This window comes from Kitasatospora sp. NPDC002227, from assembly GCF_040296285.1.
Lineage (GTDB): Bacteria > Actinomycetota > Actinomycetes > Streptomycetales > Streptomycetaceae > Kitasatospora.
In genome coordinates, this window is the sequence record NZ_JBEOWY010000019.1 from 64,812 (window position 1) to 82,295 (window position 17,484).

Sequence of the window (17,484 nt, forward strand, 5' to 3'; positions counted from 1 at the left end):
TCCCTGAGTATTCAGGAGACGGGGTCGGCCGAGCGGGTGGCAGGGACGGCCTTGCGGGTGGTGCCGAGCTTCTTCAGGACGTTGGCCACGTGGTGTTCCACCGTACGGGGGGAGAGGAAGAGGGCGTCGGCGATCTCCTGGTTGGTGGCGTTGCGGGCCAGCAGGGCGGCGACCTCCTCCTCGCGGGGGGAGAGGCGGTCGCCGTAGCCGCGGCGGCCCGGCCTGGCCGGGCGGGTGAGGCCGAGGTCCTGCTCGAGGCGCCGCAGGCGGGCGAGATCGGCGGTGGCGTCGAGGGCGGTGTAGGTGTCGGCGGCCGGGGCGAGGGCGGCGGCCGCCTGCTCCGGGTGCACCCCGGCGAGGGCCCGGGCCCGGAGTTCGGCGGCCCGGGCCGCGTGGTACGGGCGCCCGGCCTGCTGCCAGATCCGGTGGGCGGCGGCGTGCTCCTCGGCCGCCCGCTCGGGCGCGGCCTGCTCGGCGAGCAGGCCGCGGGCGGTGTGCAGTTCGGCGGTCGCGGCGGGTGTGGTGCGCCCGTCCAGGGCCTGTGCCAGCTCGTCGGCCAGGGCCTCGGCGGCGGCCCGGTCGTCGCAGGCCAGCGCAGCCGTCACCGCGACCGGCACCAGCCCGACCGCCTTCGGCCAGGACCCCGCGCGCCGCACGGCCGCGAGTGCCGTGCGGGCGCCTGCCCAGGCCTGGTCAGGGGCTCCCTGGGCGAGCCGGGTGGCGGCCGTGCCGGCGGCCGACCGGCCGGCCAGGGTCATCGAGAGCTGGCCCGCGGCGACCGCCGCGGCCTGCGCGAAGTACTCGGCGGCCCGGCCGGGACGGCCCTGGGCCAGACCGAGGACGCCCTGGAAGACGGCCCGCTCGACATCGACCACCGGGGTGTCCGGGTGAGCGGTGGCGAGGGCGTCGAAGCGCTCCTCCAGACCGGCCCAGCGGCCTGCCAGCCCGTCCAGTCGGAGCAGGTTCAGCGCGCCGTACAGCTCGACGCTGCGGTGCCCGCTGGCCCGGGCCAGCTCGATCCCCTCGGTGACGAGCCTGGCTGCCCGGCCGTCCTCCCCGAGATCGATGGCACAGTCACCCGCGTTGGCCAGCGCGCGGGCGGTCTGCCGCAGCACGCCCAGGTCCAACCCGTGCCGGGGCAGCCGCTCGAGGGCGGCCCACACCGCAGGGTGTCCGGTGGACGCGTCGAGAGTCAGTCGCGTCGCCCGCACCCGGGCGGCGAGTTCGGCGTCGGGAGTGCCGCGGACGGCCTGCTCGGCCCGGGCCATCCACAGCTCCGCCTGCTCCCTGGTGGCGGATTCGTCCAGGGCGAGGGCGGCCATCGCGGGCAGGGCCTCCGGTGAGCTGTCACCGAGCTCCGCCACGGCCTGGGCCAGCTCGGCGAAGCCCTGCCGGTCCGCGGCCTGGCTCAGGAGCAGCAGCCCGTAGCCGACCCGGATCTCCCCGCGAGTCCGGGCGGGCACCCGGTGATCGGCCAGGATCTCCCGCAGGGCGGTGGCGCCGGCGTTGTAGTCGACCCCCTGGGAAGCGAGCCGCGCGAAATCCAGGGCAGCCGCCGAGCGGGTCCGGCTGTCGGTGTCCGGCTGCTGGAGCAGTTGCCGCAGCAGGGTCGTCGCCGTGCCCTGGTCCCCGACGGCGGCGGCCTGGGCGGCCGCCGCCTCGGTGCGGCGCAGCCAGGCCGGCCGGTCGCCGAGGGCGAGCGCGTGGTGGGCGATCTGCACCAGCGGCTGGGGCGTCTGCCGCTCCAGGACGTCGACGGTGGCGGCGTGCAGCCGCCTGCGGGTGGGGCCGGGCAGGCGCCGGTACGCGACCTGCTGGGCGAGCGTGTGCCGGAACGCGTAGGAGTGGCCGTCGCTCTCGCGCAGGATCGAGCAGCGCAGGGCCTCGACCAGCGCGGCGCCGGTCGCGCTCTCGTCCAGACCGGCGACGGCGCCCAGCACCTGCTCGGTGGACGGTACGGCGAGCACCGCGGCGGCGGCGACCACCGTGGCGGCCGGGGGAGAGAGCCGGGCCAGCCGCTCGGTGACCGCCTCCCGGAGCCCGCGCGGGACGTCGGCGTCCCGCAGGCGCTCCACCGGATCGTCCGGCCCGGGGTGCTGCTCGCGCAGGGTGAGCAGATCCTCCTCCGCGACGAGCGGCAGGCCCTCGCTGCGCCGGTACAGGGAGTCGGCGAGCTCCGCCGTCGCGCGCTCGCCGAGCGCGGCCCGGGCGAGCTCGCGGATGTCGGGCCCGGTGAGGGGGCCGAGCCGGAGCACCGTGCCGCCGGTGCCGGGCAGCGGCCGGTAGGCGGCGCCGAGCACCGGGGTGTCGGGGGCGAGGTCCTCGGCCCGGTAGGTGAGGACGGTGCAGAGCTGGTCGAGCGGGTCTCGGGCGAGGAGCAGCAGCAGGTCGCGGGTGGCTTCGTCGGCCCAGTGCGCGTCCTCGACGATCACCACGGCCGGGCCGAGCGAGGCCAGCAGCGCGCGGACGGCCTGGACCAGGAGCAGGCGCTCGGTCGGCGGGTCCGGCGGGCGCGGCGGGGTGCTCGGCAGCCGGTCGGCGAGCGAGGGCAGCAGCCGGGCCAGCGGAGCGGCCGCCACCGGCAGGCCCTCGGCGGGCAGCCAGGGGCCGGCCTTCTGGAGGGCGTCGACCAGCGGGCCGTAGGGCAGCGGTTCACGCAGCGGGTGGCAGTGGCCGGTGAGGACGCAGTGCCCTTCGCGGGCCAGCCGCGCGGCGGCCTCCCGGACCAGCCGGGACTTGCCGATGCCCGCCTCCCCCTCGACCAGCACCGTGGCCGGCGGGCGCCGGGCGGCTGCCAGCAGCAGCTCCAGCTCGCGCGCGCGGCCGACGAGCGGGAACGCCCCCGGCGGGCTCTCGGACACGTCCGTCAAGGCGATCACCTGTCTGTCGCCCTCACCGTAGCCCGGCCCGCCGCCGACGGCAATCAAGCCCTCGGGCCGCCTACGCAGGCCCCGAGCCGAGGCGGAGCGGTTGCGTGCGTGGGGCGCGTGCTCGGGGCGGTGCGGCGGAGGCCGCGCGGCTCGCCGACGGCGGTCAGGCTCGGGGGCCGGCTGTGGAGGGTCGCGGACGGCGGCGCGGTGGACGGTTTCCTGCGCAGGGACGGCTCCACGGGGATCGCGCGGCTCGCCGACGGCACTCAGAACCGGGGGCCGGCTGTGGAGGGTCGCGGACGGCGGCGCGGTGGACGGTTTCCTGCGCAGGGAGGGCTCCATCGAGGCCGCGCGGCCCGGGGCCGGCTGCGGATGGTCACGGTCAGCGCCGCGGCGGACCGGTCGGCCGCGCGGGGCGCGTGCTCGGGTCGGCGCCTGGTGGTGGATGAGGGCTCGTCGGTGGCTGACGTGCTGCTACCGGTGGAGTGGGAGTTCTACGGTCACCCGGGTGCCGTCGGGGGCCGGGTGGATGGTGCACCGGGCCGAGTAGGCCTCGACCAGTTGCAGGCCGCGGCCGCCGCAGGCCGGCTCGTGGGACGGGAGCCGGGACGGGTGGCGCCAGTGGCCGTGGTCCCGGACCTCGACGATGAGGGTGGTGGCCGTGGCGGAGAGCCGTAGGGTGACGTCGGCGCTGCCGCTGTGCCGGACGGCGTTGCCGGCCAGTTCGCTCACCACCAGGGCCAGCGCCTCGCCGACAGCGGGCGTGAGGCTCCAGCGGGCCGTCGCCGCGCGGGCGAAGCGGCGCAGTGCGGGGACCGAGGCGAGAGTCGCCGCGGTGGTGCACTCGGCTGCCGGGGCGCAGCCGCCGTACGGGGCCGCGTTGGTGGCCGGGTCTCGCACGGCGCCTGGGTGGGTGGTGAGCATCGGGTCTCCCGAGGTGAGCGGGTGGCCCCCCGGTCTCCACGGTCGGGGTGGCCGGGCCGGGGAACAATGCGGGTTCCTGAGTTTGGGGGTCCCCAGTAAATACTCAGGCGGCCTGGTCAGGCCGCCTGCTCCCGCAGCGCCCCGGCCACGGCCCGCCGGGTGGTGCCGAGCTTGCGCAGGACGCTGGCGACGTGGTTCTCCACCGTGCGGGGGGAGAGGAAGAGCGTGCGGGCGATGTCCTGGTTGGCCGCGCCGGTGGCCAGCAGCTCGGCCACCTGCCGTTCGCGCGGCGACAGCTGCCCGCCGTAGCCCCGGCGGCCCGGCGGGGTGGGGCGGGTGAGGCCGAGCTCCTGCGCCGCTTGCCCGCAGCGGTCGAGGTCGGCGGTGGCCCCGAGCCGGGTGGAGGTGTCGGCGGCCGCGGCGAGCAGGGCTCGCGCCTGATCGCGGTCCGCCTCGGCGGCGGGCCCGGGGCCCTCCCGTTCGTTCAGGGCCAGGGCGAGCATCGCCCGGTCGGCGAGGCCGGGGCGGTCGGCGAGCTCCTCGGCCGCCGGCTCCAGGTCGTGCGGCCAGGGCAGCGAGGCTGCTTCGTCGGGCAGCAGCAGGCCGAGGCCCGGCCGGATCTCGCCGCCGGCGGCGTGGGGCGGGCGAGGGTCCGCGACCAGCCGCCGGAGCAGCCGCATGGTGGCGGTGAGGTCGACCCCGGTGTGCGAGATCCGGGCGAGCTCGTCGGCGGAGCGGGCCCGCCCCTCGGTATCGAGCTCCGGCGCGTCGAGGATCTGGTGCAGCAGGGCGGCGGCGGTGCCCTGGTCGCCGACGGGGGCGGGCTGCGCGGTCGCCTCCTCGGCGCGGCGCAGCCAGGCGGCCGGGTCGCCGAGGGCGAGGGTGTGGTGGGCGATCTGCACCAGCGGCGCGGGGGAGAGCTCCCGGAGCAGTTCGACGGCCCGCCGGTGCAGGCGCAGCCGGTGCGGGGAGGGGATCCGCCGGTAGGCGATCCGCTGGGCCAGCACGTGCCGGAAGGCGTACCGGTAGCCCTCGCCCTCGTGCAGCAGTGAGCTGCCCAGTGCCTCCACCAGCGCCTGCGCCCCGGTGTCGGCGTCCAGCCCGGCGAGGGCGGTGAGCAGGGCCTCCTCGGCGGGGACGGCGAGCACGGCGGCGGCCTCGACGATCGCCGCGCCGGCCGGGGAGAGCGCGGCGAGGCGCTCGGTGACGGCCTCGCGCAGGCCGTGCGGCACGTCGGCGCCGTGCAGGCGCTCGACCGCCTCGCGCTGGTCCAGGGCGGTGCCGTGCCCGGCGAGGGTGAGCAGGTCCTCCTCGGCGACCAGCGGCAGGCCCTGGCTGCGCTCGTACAGGGCGGCCGCGAGAGCAGGGGTGGCGGCGGTGCCGAGCGCGGTGGCGGCCAGCTCGTCGACGTCCTCGGCGGTGAGGGGGCCGAGCCGGAGCACGGTGCCGCCCGCGCCGGGCGGGTGGCGGTAGGCGGAGCCGAGGGCGGGGGTGTCCGGGGGCAGGTCCTCGGCCCGGTAGGTGAGCACCAGGCTGAGCTGCTCCGGCAGGTCCCGGGCGAGCAGCAGGAGCAAGTCCCGGGTGGCTTCGTCCACCCAGTGCAGGTCCTCGACGATCAGGACGGCCGGGCCGAGCGCGGTGAGCAGGGTGCGGACGGCGTGCACCACCTGTGAGCGCTCCGCCGGGCCGGGCGTGTCGCCCCCGGGCGGGAGCAGGTCGGCCAGGGCGGGCAGCAGCGTGGCGAGCGCCCCGGTCGCGGGCGGCAGTGCGCCCCGGGGCAGCCAGGGGCCGGCCTTGGACAGCGCGTCGGCGACCGGCCCGTACGGGAACGGGTCGCGCAGCGGCTGGCAGTAGCCGGTGAGCACCGGGCGGCCCTCGGCGCGCAGCACCGCCGCCGCCTCGGCCACCAGCCGTGACTTGCCGATCCCGGCCTCGCCCTCGACCAGCACCACGGCGGGCGGGCGCCGCAGCGCGGCCAGCAGCAGGCCGAGCTCGCGCTCGCGCCCCACGTACCGGAACGGGCCGGTGGTGCCCGGACCGGGCGCCTGCCCCACCTGATCACCTGCCTCGCGCGAGGTCCGCCGCGCCGGCCTTCGGGGCAGCGGCCGGGCGGCCGGGCGGACGAGGGCCCGGCGAGCCGGACCGCGCCGGGCCGGTTCGGGGCGCTCGCGGGAGAGCAGGGGCATGGCGGCGGTCCCTTCAGGTGCGGTCGGCGGCCGGGCGGAGCAGGTACGTCCCACCGGTGGCGGCCGTGAACCGGAGCCGGGGCCCGGCCTGGGCCGGGAGGAGCTCGGCGGCGACCGCGCCGCCGGCCCGGTCGGTCACCGCGAGGGGCGGGGTGCCGGCCGGCAGCTGGACGGTGAGGGGGGCGCCCCGGCCGGCCGTGAGCACGGCCTCGGTCAGACGGCCGCCGGCCCAGCTGAGGTCGACGCCGACCCCGCCCCGGGCGCGCAGCCCCGTGACCTCGCCGGCCGCCCACTGCCGGGGCAGCGCGGGCAGCAGCCGCAGCAGGCCGTTGTGGCTCTGCAGCAGCATCTCGGTGACGGCGGCGGTGAAGCCGAAGTTGCCGTCGATCTGGAAGATCTCCGGCGGGTGCAGGCCGAACAGGTTGGGCGCGGTGTACTCCGCGAGCAGCGCCCGGACGCTCTCGTGGGCGAGCTCGGCGTCGCCCAGCCGGGCCGCCAGGGCGCAGACCCAGGCGCGGCTCCAGCCGGTGCTGCCGCTGCCGTGCGCCATCCGGCGCTCGAGCGCCAGGCGGGAGGGCCCGACCAGCCCGGGGGCGGTCAGCGGGTCGACGGCGCTGCCGGGGTAGAGGCCGTAGAGGAGGGAGAGGTGCCGGTGGCCCGGATCCTCCTCGGGCAGGTCCTCCCACCACTCGAGCAGGCGGCCCGCGCCGTCGGTGCGCGGCGGGCGCAGCCGGGCCCGGGCCGTGTCCAGCTCGGCGGCGAAGTCCTGGTCCACGCCGAGCAGCCGGGCGGCCGCGGCGGTGTTGGCGAGGAGTTCGGCGGCCAGCCAGTGGTCGAGGGTGGCCTGGGCCGAGACGGCGGCCAGGCTGCCGTCCGGCAGGCGGAAGTGATGCTCGGGCGAGGTGGAGGGGCAGGTGACCAGGCGGCCGTCCTCGTCCTCGGTGAGCAGGTCGAGCAGGAAGAGCGCGGCGCCGCGCATCAGCGGGTAGGCCCGGTCGGCCAAGAAGGCCTGGTCGCCGTGGAAGAGGTGGTGCTCCCACAGGTGCGCGCACAGCCAGGCCCCGGCCGTCGGCCAGTTGGCCCAGACCGGCAGGCCCGAGACGGGGTTGGTGCTGCGCCACAGGTCGAGGTTGTGGTGGACGGTCCAGCCGCGGGCGCCGTAGTACACCTGCGCCGTGCGGGCGCCGGGCTCCGGGAGGTCGGCGAGCAGGTCGAACAGCGGCTCGTGGCACTCGGCGAGCGCGGTGGTCTCGGCGTGCCAGTAGTTCATCTGGAGGTTGATGTTGGTCGTCCAGTTGGCGTTCCAGGGCGGGGCGACCTCGGTGTTCCAGATCCCCTGCAGGTTGGCGGGCTGGGTGCCCGGCCGGGAGGAGGCGATCAGGAGGTAGCGGCCGTAGGAGTAGAGCAGGGCCGCCAGGCCCGGGTCGTCCTGCCCGGCGCGGGCGGCGGCGAGCCGCTCGTCGGTGGGGAGTTCCTCGGCGCCCTGCGCCCCGGCCAGGCGCAGGTCCGCGCTGCGGTGCAGGCGCCGGTGGTCGGCCAGGTGGTCGGCGAGCAGGCGCTGGTACGGCTGCGCGGCGGCGGCGTCGAGCAGGCGCCGGACGGTGTCGAGCGGGGTGCCGTCGGGCCCGGCCGGCTTCTCGGCGGGCCCGCGGTAGCCGGTCCCGGCGGCGACCAGGAGGAGCACTTCCCGGGCTCCGCTGACGGTCACGGCGTCGCCCGCGCGGCCGGTGCGGCCGCCGGCGGCGAGCACCCGGACGGCCGCGGCGAAGCCCATGCCCTCGTCGGGGGCGTACCGGGCCGGGTCCGCCGCGTCGAACTCGACGTGGGCGGGGGCGCGGCCGAGCAGGACCGCCAGGCCTTCGATCGCGCCGGTGCGGCGGGCGCCGGGGTGCGGGGTGTCGAGCCGGACGGTGAGCTCCAGCGGCCGCTCGGAGGTGATCCGGGTGACCAGCACCCCGGCGGGCGCCGACAGGAAGGACTCGCGGCGCACCGGCGCGCCGCCGTCGTGGTACTCGACGCGGTGGACGGCGGCGTCCAGGTCCAGCTCGCGCCGGTAGCCCGCCGGGTCGGCGCCGGCCACGGCCAGGTGGAGGGTGGCGAGCGGCTGGTAGGCCTGGGTGAAGGGGCCCTGCATGTGCTCGGCCAGCGCCTCGGCCCCGGCGTAGTCGCGGGCGGCGACGGCGGCCCGCAGCGGGCCGAGGTGCTCGGCCGAGCCCTCCCGGTCGTTCGGGCCCGGGCCGCCGGACCACAGGGTGTCGGCGTTGAGGTGGACGGTCTCGCCGGTGGGCTCCTGGCCGGCGCCGCCGAGTATCAGCGCGCCGAGGCGGCCGTTGCCGAGCGGCAGGGCTTCGAGGAAGGAGTCGGCCGGGCGGCGGTACCAGAGGCGGTCCGGCCTGGGGAGGCGGTCCGTAGGCAAGGCGGGTGTCCTTTCGGAGGTCGGCCGGCCCCGGGCGGTTCGGGGGTCAGCCGACGCCGGGCGGTTCGGGAGTCGGCCGGCCCCGGGCGGTTCGGGGGTCAGCCGAGGCCGGGCGCGCGGGGCGGGCAGGTGCTGTCCCGGACGACCAGTTCGGGCCGCAGCAGTTGGAGCGAGTTGACGGTGCCGGCGGACTTGGCGAGGGCCCGCAGCAGGAGCTCGACGGCCTGGCGGGCCATCTCCCGCTTGGGGAGGGCGACCGTGGTCAGCGGCGGCCGGGTGAGCCGGACCTCCGGGGTGTCGTCGTGGCCGACGACCGAGAGGTCCTGCGGGACGGCGCGCCCGGCGGCCCGGGCCGCCTCGAGGGCGCCGAGGGCGAGGATGTCGTGGGTGGCGAAGACGGCGGTCAGGCCCGGGTCGGCGGCGAAGGCCGCCTGCGCCGCCGCGAAGCCGCCGGCCAGGGTCGGCTCGGCCGCCAGGTGGACGGCGTCGTCCGGGACGGCCAGGCCCTCGGCCGTGAAACCGCGCCGGAAGCCGGCCACCCGGGTGGTGTGGGCGGGGCTGGCCAGCACGGCCACCCGGCGGTGGCCGAGCTCGCGCAGGTGGCGCCCGGCCAGGTAGCCCGCGTGCTCGTAGTCGACGGTGACCACCGGGAAGGCGTCGGGCGCCGTGGTCTCCCAGGCGCACAGCGCGACCGGGAAGCGGGCGTCGGCCAGCAGCGGGAGGTGGTCGATCAGGTCGCGGTCGCCCGCGATCAGCAGGGCCTCGACCGAGCGGCTGGTGAGCCCTGCCAGGTGGCGCCGGGCCCGCTCGCCGTCCAGGCGGGTGGTGCAGAGCAGCAGGTGGTAGCCGTGCTCCTCCAGGACGTCCTCGACCGCCTCGACCACCTCGGCGTAGAAGGTTCCCGTCACGGTCGGCACGAACAGCCCCACCGTCCGGGTGCTCCCGGTGGCCAGCGACCGGGCCACCAGGTTGGGCGTGTAGCCCAGCTCGGAGATCGCGGCCCGCACCCGGGCGGCGGTGGTGGGGCGGACGGGGACCCGGCCGCTGAGCACGTTCGAGACCGTCTGCTTGGTGACGCCCGCGCGCTCCGCCACGTCCTGCATCGTCGCCATGGGGCTCCCCGTGATTTGACCGGTCAATCGCTGCAGCCCGAAGTTAGGACCACTTCCGGAGGCAAGTCAACCCACGGCACTCGCCCGATCACTCATCGGCGCCTGTCAGCCGCTACCCACTCGGAATCGAATCCCGCAATTTTTGGCCAGACTCTTGTTTTACCGGTCAAGTGGCGCATACGGTTCCCGACCATCCAGCCGATTCGGTTCCGGACTCCGGCTGATGACACCTCTGCGCCACCCAGCGCCACCGAGAGGACTCCCCCCATGCCCAGAACCTCCCTGTCCACCCCCACCCGGATCGTGGGCGCGGCCGCGGCCACCGCACTCGTGCTCGGCCTCAGCGCCTGCGGCAGCAGCGGCACCGGCGCGAGCGGCGACGCCAAGGCGGGCGGCAGCTTCACCTACTGGTCGATGTGGCGCGCCGAGGAGCCGCAGGCCCAGGTGCTCAAGGCCGCGATCGCCGACTTCACCACCGCCACCGGCATCAAGGTCGACGTCAACTGGGCCGGCCGCGACATCTCGAAGAAGATCGGCCCGTCCATCGCGGCCAACCAGGCCCCCGACCTGTGGGACCAGGCCAACGACGCGATCTTCGGCTCGGTCGCCTCGGCCGGCCAGGCCCTCGACCTCTCGCCCGTGCTCGGCCTGCAGATCCCCGGTGAGAACGTGCCGGTCTCCCAGGTGATCCCCGGCAAGTACTTCGACATGCTGCCGAAGGACCCGGGCGGCTCGAACCACTACGTCATCCCGTACGAGGTCGCCACCACCGGCCTGTACTACAACGCCGCCGACCCGGACCTCGCCGCCGCGATGCCCGCCGCCCCGGCCGACTGGGCCGCGCTGCTGAAGGTCTGCGACACCCTCAAGGCCAAGAGCAAGCCCTGCTTCGCCTCCGAGGGTGAGGACCCGTGGACCAACGGCCTGTACTTCGACTACCTGCTCAACGGCGCCGGGGTGGACGTCAGCAAGCTCGCGAACGACAAGTCCAGCGCCGGCTGGGACGACCCGGCGGTGCTCGCGGCGGCCCAGAAGGTCGAGCAGCTGGTCAAGGGCGGGTACCTGATCCCCGGCTACGACGCGACCAAGTACCCCGCGCAGGAGACCAACTGGGCCGGCGGCAAGGCGGCCTTCCTGATGAACGGCAGCTGGGTCACCGCCGAGGTCGCCAAGCAGATCCCGGCCGGCTGGAAGTTCGGCTCGATGCTGCCGCCCGGCACCAAGAGCCCGGACGCCACCCTGTTCGGCTTCTCCATCCCGAAGAAGGCCAAGCACGCCGAGGCGGCCGAGAAGTTCATCGCCTTCTTCCTGCAGAAGAAGGAGCTGGCCGGCATCTCCACCACCGCGGGCAACATCACCCCGCGCGAGGACATCCCCGCCCCGGCCGAACTCGCCGACGCCCAGAAGGCGCTGGCCGGTGCGACGGTGCGCCTGCCGTTCGACGGGGTGGCCGGCAACTGGTCGCCCAAGGTCCTCGACCAGCACTTCCTGGACCTGTGGCACGGCAAGTCCACCGCCGCGCAGTTCGTCGCGAAGTGCAAGGCGGACCAGGTCACGTACTGGCAGACCCAGGGCTGAGCCATGGCCGCCACGCTCCTCGACAAGCCCCGGCCGGCTCCCGCCCGGGCCCCGCGCCGCCACCGCGGCGGCGCGGGCAGCCCGCTGATACGCCAACAGCGCCGGATGTTCTGGCCGTTCACGGCCCCCGCGCTGCTCGTCTACGCGGTGATGTTCCTCGCCCCGGTCGGCTACGCGGTCTGGACCAGCCTGTACAAGTGGGACGGCATGGGGGACATGCAGTGGCGGGGCCTGCACAACTACCAGGTGCTGCTGCAGGACCCGTCCTTCCGGACCTCGCTGGTCAACACCCTGAAGCTGATGTTCGTCGGCGGCACGGTCACCTTCGTGATCAGCTTCGCGCTGACCCTGGTGCTGCGCGAGATGAAGGCCCGGCTGTTCGCCCGGTCGGTGCTGTTCTTCCCCTGCCTGGTCAACGGCATGGTGTTCGGCATCGCGGCGGGCTTCCTGTTCTCGCCTACCGGCCCGGTCAACCAGGCCCTGCACTTCCTCGGCGTCACCACGCCGCCGAAGTGGCTCTCCACGGACAACTTGCTGCCGATGGTGCTCGGCACCCTGATCTGGACGGCGACCGGCTACTACACCTCCATCATCATGGCGGCCGTCGACCAGATCCCGGCCTACCTCTACGAGGCGGCCGAACTGGACGGCGCCAACGCCTGGCAGCGCTTCCGGCACGTGACCCTGCCCTGCGCCTGGGACGTCATCTCGGTCTGCGCCGTGCTGTGGACGGTCAGTTCGGTGAAGATCTTCGAGCTGATCCTGCTCTTCGGCGGCACCAGCAGCGCCTACCCGCCGGTCAGCAGCTGGAACACCGCGCTGTACGTGTACGCCGAGGCCTTCCCGCAGGCCACCGTCCCCCGGCTCGGGATGGCCACGGCGGCCGCGGTCAGCAGCCTGCTGATGGTCACCGTGGTGACGCTGGTGCTGCGCCGGCTGATGCGCCGCGACCCCATCGAGTACTGAGAAAGGCACCGCAATCGTGCAAACCCAACGCCGGTCGGCCGGCCTGGCGAGACGGATCGCGACAGCGCTCGTCTGGTGCGTGGTGGCCGCAGACCTCCTGCTGATCCTCTGGATCGCCCTGACCTCGCTGCGCGGGAGTTCGGACATCCTGCACCAGGCCTTCGGGCTGCCCGCGCCGCCCCGGGTCGGCAACTACCTCACCGCCCTCAGGGACGGCGGGTTCGGGCAGGCGGCGCTGAACAGCGTCCTGGTCGCGGTGGTCTCCTCGCTCGCGGCCGTCGCGATCGCGGCCCCTTGCGCCTACGCGCTGTCGCGCCGCCGCTCGCGGGTCTCCTCGATGCTGACCATGACCTTCGCGATGGGCCTGGGAGTGCCCGGCCAGGTGCTGGTGGTGCCGCTGTTCGTCGGGCTGGCCAAGGTGAATCTGACGGACAGTCACCTCGGCCTGATCCTGGTCTACATCGGCCTGGCCATGCCGTTCACCGTCTTCATGCTGACGGGATTCTTCGCCGGCATCCCCTCGGTGCTCGAGGAGGCCGCGGTGCTGGACGGCGCCGGCCCGGTGCGCACCTTCGTACAGGTCGTGCTGCCGGTCGCCCGCGGCGGGCTGATCACCGCGTTCCTGCTGCAGTTCATCAGCGGCTGGAACGAGACGCTGTTCGCCCTGGTCCTGACCCACAGCCAGGACCAGATCACCCTGCCGGTGGCGCTCGCCGAGTTCGTCGCCACCGAGCAGATCAACGGAATGGACTACGGCACCATGTTCGCCGGAGTCTGCATCATCCTCGCCCCGATGATCGCGCTCTTCTCCTGGATGGGGACGCGGATCATCCAGGGCATGACGGTTGGGATCGGGAAATGACCTCGACACTGCGCACCGACGTCCTGCGGATCGAGGGCGCCGCCGACCCGCGCGGCACCCTCCCGATCCTGCACGGCATCTCCTCCTGGACCGCGGAGGGGGTCGGCGTCGACGAGGAGATGCGCAGCGGCCTCACGTACGGCGCCCCGCACGCGCTGCTGCCGTACACCCGGCAGGACGACTACGACCGCACCCGTACGCAGCGCGAACTGCCCACCGTGGTGCTGGAGAACGAGCACCTGAGGGCCACCTACCTGCCCGGCTACGGCGGCCGGCTCTGGTCGCTGGTGCACCGCCCGAGCGGGCGGGAGCTGCTGCACCGCAACCCCGTGCTGCAGCCCGCCAACCTCGCGCTGCGCGACGCCTGGCTGGCCGGGGGAGTGGAGTGGAACCTCGGCACCACCGGCCACTGGCCGCTCACCTGCGAGCCTCTGCACGCCGCTCGCCTGACCGCCCCCGACGGCACGCCCGTGCTCCGGATGTACGCCTTCGAGCGGCTGCGCCGGCTGGTGCTGCGGATGGACACCTGGCTGCCCGCCGGCTCGCCGGTGCTGTACGTCCACGTCAGCGTGCACAACCCGTCGGCGCAGGAGACCCCGGTCTACTGGTGGTCCAACATCGCCGTCCCGCAGGGCGAGGACGTCCGCGTCCTCGGCCCGGCCGAGCACGCCTTCCACTGCGACTACGTCAGCGACCTCAAGCGGGTGGAGTTCCCGCTGTTCGGCGGCGAGGACCGCAGCTACCCCGGCCTGGTCACCCGGGCCGCCGACTACTTCCTGGACCTGCCGCCCGGCGAGCGCCGCTGGATCGCCGCGCTGGACGGCAAGGGCACCGGCCTGGTGCAGACCTCCACCGAGCGGCTGCGCGGGCGCAAGCTGTTCTGCTGGGGCACCGGCACCGGCGGCTCGCACTGGCAGGAGTGGCTCTCCGGGCCCGGCTCCGGCTACCTGGAGATCCAGGCCGGGCTCGCCCGCACCCAGCTCGAGCACCTGCCGATGCCCGCCGGGGAGACCTGGTCCTGGACCGAGGCGTACGGCCTCCTGGAGGCCGATCCGGCTGCGGTGCACGGGAGTTGGGGCGAGGCCAGGGCCGCCGCCGCGGCCGCGCTGGACCAGCTGGTGCCGCCGGCCGAGCTGAAGCGCGCCGAGGCCCTCGCCCACGAGTTCGGCGCACCGGAGGAGGTGCTGGCCGACGGCTCCGGCTGGGCCGCGCTGGAGATCGAGGCCGGGCGGCTGCCCGCCTCCCCGCTGCTCCCGTTCGGCACCCCCGGCGGCGAACAGGAGCCCTGGCGGAACCTGCTGGCCACCGGAGTGCTGCCGATCAGCGACCCGCCCGCCGCGCCCGTCACCGGGCCGCGCTGGCGCGAGCTGCTGGAGGCCGGAGCCGAGGACTGGCACGCGCTCTACCACCTGGGCCTGCTCCGCCTGGCCGACGGCGAGCGGGACGGCGCCCGGGAGGCCTTCGAACGCTCCCTGGCCGACCGGCGGACGCCGTGGGCGCTGCGCGCCCTGGCCTTCCTCGCCCCGGACCTCGGGGAGACGGCGGACTTGGCGCTCGAGGCGCACGAAATCGCGCCCTCGGAGCTGCCGTTGACCGTCGAGGCGCTGGACGCCCTGCTCGCGGCCGACCGTGCGCAGGCGGCCCTGGAGCTGATCGGGTCGCTGCCCGCGACGGCCCGCGCCCACGGCCGGATCCGGCTCGCCGAGGCGAAGGCCGCCCACGCGGGCGGCGACGACGACCTGGTCCGGCGGCTGCTGGCCGAGGGCATCCGGGTCGACAACATGCGCGAGGGCGAAGTCTCCCTCGACACCCTCTGGCTCGCGGTGCACCCGGAGCTCCCGGTGCCACCGCACTACGACTTCCGCATGTCGGAAGGCTGAGACACGGCCCCTGCTGCTTCCCCCGGACAGGGGCCGTCCACCCGGAGGCACGCTCCTCCGCACCCCCACAGGGAGTTACACAGTGTCAGCTCCTCGAAGAAGAGTCGCCGGCGCCCTGCTCGCGACGCTGCTCAGCACCGTCGGCGCCACCTCGCTGACGGCCGCCCCGGCCATGGCCGCCGCCCCGGCCTACACGGTCACGGTCGGGTCCACCGGCTCCTACCCCACCCCCACCGACACCCCCGCGGCCCCGTACGTCGACAAGGACGGGACGTTCTGGTTCCAGCAGTCCGCCGCGCTGTACGGGGCCACCCAGACCCGCAACTGGTCGTTCTACTCCGGCACCGACATGGACTCCGCCACCCGCTCGCCGGTCAGCGACGCGGTGAACCCGGCCAACAGCAGCGACCGGAACAACGACACCACCTGGCGCTGCAACAACAGCCCGACCGGCCTGACCGCCAGCTACGCGCCCAGCGGCTCCGGCTACTCGCAGAAGAACTTCTGCGACCTCGCGGGCCTGTGGGTGGACCCCGACACCGGCAACTGGTACGGGCTGGTGCACAACGAGTTCACCCCGCAACCCTTCGGCGACGGACTGCACTACGACGCGATCGACTACGCCGTCTCCACCGACCAGGGGCGTACCTGGACGGTCAAGGACCACGCCATCACCTCGCCGTACAGCACCACGCGGGGTGACACCGCCGCCTTCCCGAACCAGACGTACTACTACGGCGACGGGGACCAGCGCCTGCTCGTGGACACCGCCTCGGGCTACTTCTACGTCTTCTACGGCTCCAGGGTCGTCGACAAGAGCGGCGGCTGGAAGGCCTTCTACGAGCACGTGGCCCGTGCCCCGATCTCCGGGAAGATGGCCGCCGGTACCTGGCAGAAGTGGTACGACGGCGCCTGGGCCGAGGCGGGCATCGGCGGCCGGGAGAGCAACATGGTGCCGGCCGACGCCGGCAACCCGGGCGGATACACGGCGGCGGCCGACGAGTACGACCCCGCCACCGCCGGCACCTCCGCCCAGCAGATCGCGGCCGGGCAGATGCCGGCCACCTCGCCGCTGTTCGTGATGGACGTGACCTACGACGCCTACCTCGGCCTGTACGTCGGTGAGCCGCAGGCGGTGGACCAGAGCGGCAACGCGCCGCAGCAGTACTACGTGACCAGTGACCTCTCCACGCAGAAGTGGACGCTCGCCGGCGACACCAGCAGCTACCACACCGCCTCGTGGTACCGCTGGTTCCTCGACGGCGCCAACCGCACCAGCTCCGGAATCGTCGGAAGGAGCTTCCGCACCTACTGCTCCTTCGGCTGCTCGAACGGACACTCCGGCGAGTACGTCAACGTCACGCTGGACTCCTCGGCCCCGGCCGCCGCGCCGGTCGACCTGTCCAGGTCGTACGTGATCTCCGCCGGCAACGGCCGGGTGCTCGCGCAGGTGTCCGGCTCCGCCGCGACCACCTCGGTGCCCTCGGCGACCGGCTCCGCGCTGGAGAGCTGGACCTTCGCCGCCAACGGCGACGGGTCCTACCGGATCACCAACTCCGGCAGCGGGCAGGTGCTCGGGGTGGACTCCGGCACGACCACCGGTCGTGCCTGGGGAGCCCGGCCGACCGTGACGGCCGCGGGCGGTACGGTCGGCCAGCAGTGGTTCGTGCTGCCCGGCGGCAGCGGCGCCCTCCGGCTGGTCAACCGCTACAGCGGACTCGTGCTCGGCCTCTCCGGCGTCACCGGCCGGCTCGCCGAGACCACACCGGGGCGCAACTGGACCGACACCAGCGGCAGTTCGGTCGGCGGCGGGCGCACCGCCGCCGAGCAGACGCTGACGCTCACCGCCACCGGCGCCGCACCCGAGACGGTGACGATCGGCAACCCCGGCAACCAGAACGGCACCGTCGGCACGGCGGTCTCGGTGCAGCTCACCGCGACGGACAGCGCCGGAAAGGCGCTGACCTACTCGGCGAGCGGGCTGCCCGCGGGCCTGTCCGTCAGCCCCTCGGGCCTGATCTCCGGCACGCCCACCGGCGGTACGGTCTCCACCGTCACCCTCACCGCCTCCTCCGGCACGGCGAGCGGCTCGACCGGCCTCACCTGGACGGTCACGCCGGTCTTCAGCGGCAACCACCAACTGGCCACCGGCGGCAAGTCCCTGGACGACGCCAACAACAGCACGACGGCCGGAAACCAGATGATCACCTGGACCAGCAGCGGCGACAGCAACCAGCTGTGGCAGTTCCTCCGGCAGGCCGACGGCTCCTACGAGCTCGTCAACGGCAAGTCGGGCATGTGCGCCGACGTCAGCGGCGGCTCCACCGCCGCGGGCACGGCGGTGATCCAGTGGCCGTGCGGCGGCGGTAGCAACCAGCTGTGGCAGGTCTGGCTGCTGGCCGGCGGCTCCTACCGCGTGACCTCGGTGCGCAGCGGTCTGCTGCTCACCACCGCCTCGACCGCCAACGGCGCCCTGGTGACGCAGCAGCCGGACACCGGCTCGCCGCTGCAGCAGTGGTCGATCAGCTGACACCGCACCATGCTCCGGCGGCCGCCTCCGGCTCCCTGACCGCTCCGGAGGCGGCCGTCGGCCCTACCCGAAACGGGCCGACCGCCATGACAGTGCCACGAGTGGGCTCCTTCGGGCACCGGGCGCCGGCCTCTGCGCCCCGCCGCGGGCTGACCCCTTA

At 74.9% G+C, this 17,484-nt stretch carries 10 protein-coding genes; 5 read left to right on the top strand and 5 right to left on the bottom strand.

Going from position 1 to position 17,484, the window contains the following annotated elements; all coding sequences use genetic code 11:
* Positions 1–11: 11 nt before the first annotated feature.
* The 5 genes from ABT095_RS19110 to ABT095_RS19130 form a co-directional block, all read right to left on the bottom strand.
* The gene (locus tag ABT095_RS19110) at positions 12–2,861 is read right to left on the bottom strand and encodes an ATP-binding protein (RefSeq protein WP_350530666.1); all 2,850 of its coding nucleotides are present in this window, start codon (positions 2,859–2,861) and stop codon (positions 12–14) included.
* A 483-nt stretch (positions 2,862–3,344) separates the two neighbouring features.
* Positions 3,345–3,794, bottom strand: coding sequence for an ATP-binding protein (locus tag ABT095_RS19115; protein ID WP_350530614.1), 450 nt, complete (start codon positions 3,792–3,794; stop codon positions 3,345–3,347).
* Positions 3,795–3,910: 116 nt separating this feature from the next.
* Complete coding sequence (locus ABT095_RS19120) at positions 3,911–5,980, bottom strand: AAA family ATPase (protein ID WP_350530615.1); 2,070 nt, start codon at positions 5,978–5,980, stop codon at positions 3,911–3,913.
* A 13-nt stretch (positions 5,981–5,993) separates the two neighbouring features.
* Positions 5,994–8,396 carry a glycosyl hydrolase family 95 catalytic domain-containing protein gene (locus ABT095_RS19125; protein ID WP_350530616.1) on the bottom strand — a complete coding sequence of 801 codons (2,403 nt, stop codon included), beginning with the start codon at positions 8,394–8,396 and terminating at the stop codon, positions 5,994–5,996.
* A 98-nt stretch (positions 8,397–8,494) separates the two neighbouring features.
* Positions 8,495–9,508, bottom strand: coding sequence for a LacI family DNA-binding transcriptional regulator (locus tag ABT095_RS19130; protein WP_350530617.1), 1,014 nt, complete (start codon positions 9,506–9,508; stop codon positions 8,495–8,497).
* A 267-nt stretch (positions 9,509–9,775) separates the two neighbouring features.
* Between ABT095_RS19130 and ABT095_RS19135 the strand changes: the two genes are divergently transcribed.
* The 5 genes from ABT095_RS19135 to ABT095_RS19155 all read left to right on the top strand — a co-directional run bounded on the left by ABT095_RS19135 (position 9,776) and on the right by ABT095_RS19155 (position 17,324).
* On the top strand, positions 9,776–11,086 hold the full coding sequence (locus ABT095_RS19135; RefSeq protein ID WP_350530618.1) for an ABC transporter substrate-binding protein: 1,311 nt from the start codon (positions 9,776–9,778) through the stop codon (positions 11,084–11,086).
* Positions 11,087–11,089: 3 nt separating this feature from the next.
* Positions 11,090–12,052 (top strand): carbohydrate ABC transporter permease, encoded by a 963-nt coding sequence (locus tag ABT095_RS19140; protein WP_350530619.1) that lies wholly within the window; start codon positions 11,090–11,092, stop codon positions 12,050–12,052.
* An 82-nt stretch (positions 12,053–12,134) separates the two neighbouring features.
* Positions 12,135–12,914 (top strand): carbohydrate ABC transporter permease, encoded by a 780-nt coding sequence (locus ABT095_RS19145; protein WP_350530620.1) that lies wholly within the window; start codon positions 12,135–12,137, stop codon positions 12,912–12,914.
* Positions 12,911–14,794, top strand: coding sequence for a DUF5107 domain-containing protein (locus tag ABT095_RS19150; RefSeq protein ID WP_350530621.1), 1,884 nt, complete (start codon positions 12,911–12,913; stop codon positions 14,792–14,794). Before ABT095_RS19145 ends, ABT095_RS19150 begins: the two co-directional genes overlap by 4 nt.
* An 82-nt stretch (positions 14,795–14,876) precedes the next feature.
* Positions 14,877–17,324, top strand: a complete 2,448-nt coding sequence (locus ABT095_RS19155) for an RICIN domain-containing protein (RefSeq protein ID WP_350530622.1) — start codon at positions 14,877–14,879, stop codon at positions 17,322–17,324.
* The last annotated feature ends 160 nt before the right edge of the window (positions 17,325–17,484 follow it).

Bases quoted from the DNA above. Each gene is read 5' to 3' on its own strand.
- ABT095_RS19150 (WP_350530621.1), top strand. From the start codon at position 12,911: ATGACCTCGACACTGCGCACCGACGTCCTGCGGATCGAGGGCGCCGCC.
- ABT095_RS19120 (WP_350530615.1), bottom strand. From the start codon at position 5,980: ATGCCCCTGCTCTCCCGCGAGCGCCCCGAACCGGCCCGGCGCGGTCCG.
- ABT095_RS19140 (WP_350530619.1), top strand. From the start codon at position 11,090: ATGGCCGCCACGCTCCTCGACAAGCCCCGGCCGGCTCCCGCCCGGGCC.
- ABT095_RS19115 (WP_350530614.1), bottom strand. From the start codon at position 3,794: ATGCTCACCACCCACCCAGGCGCCGTGCGAGACCCGGCCACCAACGCG.
- ABT095_RS19135 (WP_350530618.1), top strand. From the start codon at position 9,776: ATGCCCAGAACCTCCCTGTCCACCCCCACCCGGATCGTGGGCGCGGCC.
- ABT095_RS19130 (WP_350530617.1), bottom strand. From the start codon at position 9,508: ATGGCGACGATGCAGGACGTGGCGGAGCGCGCGGGCGTCACCAAGCAG.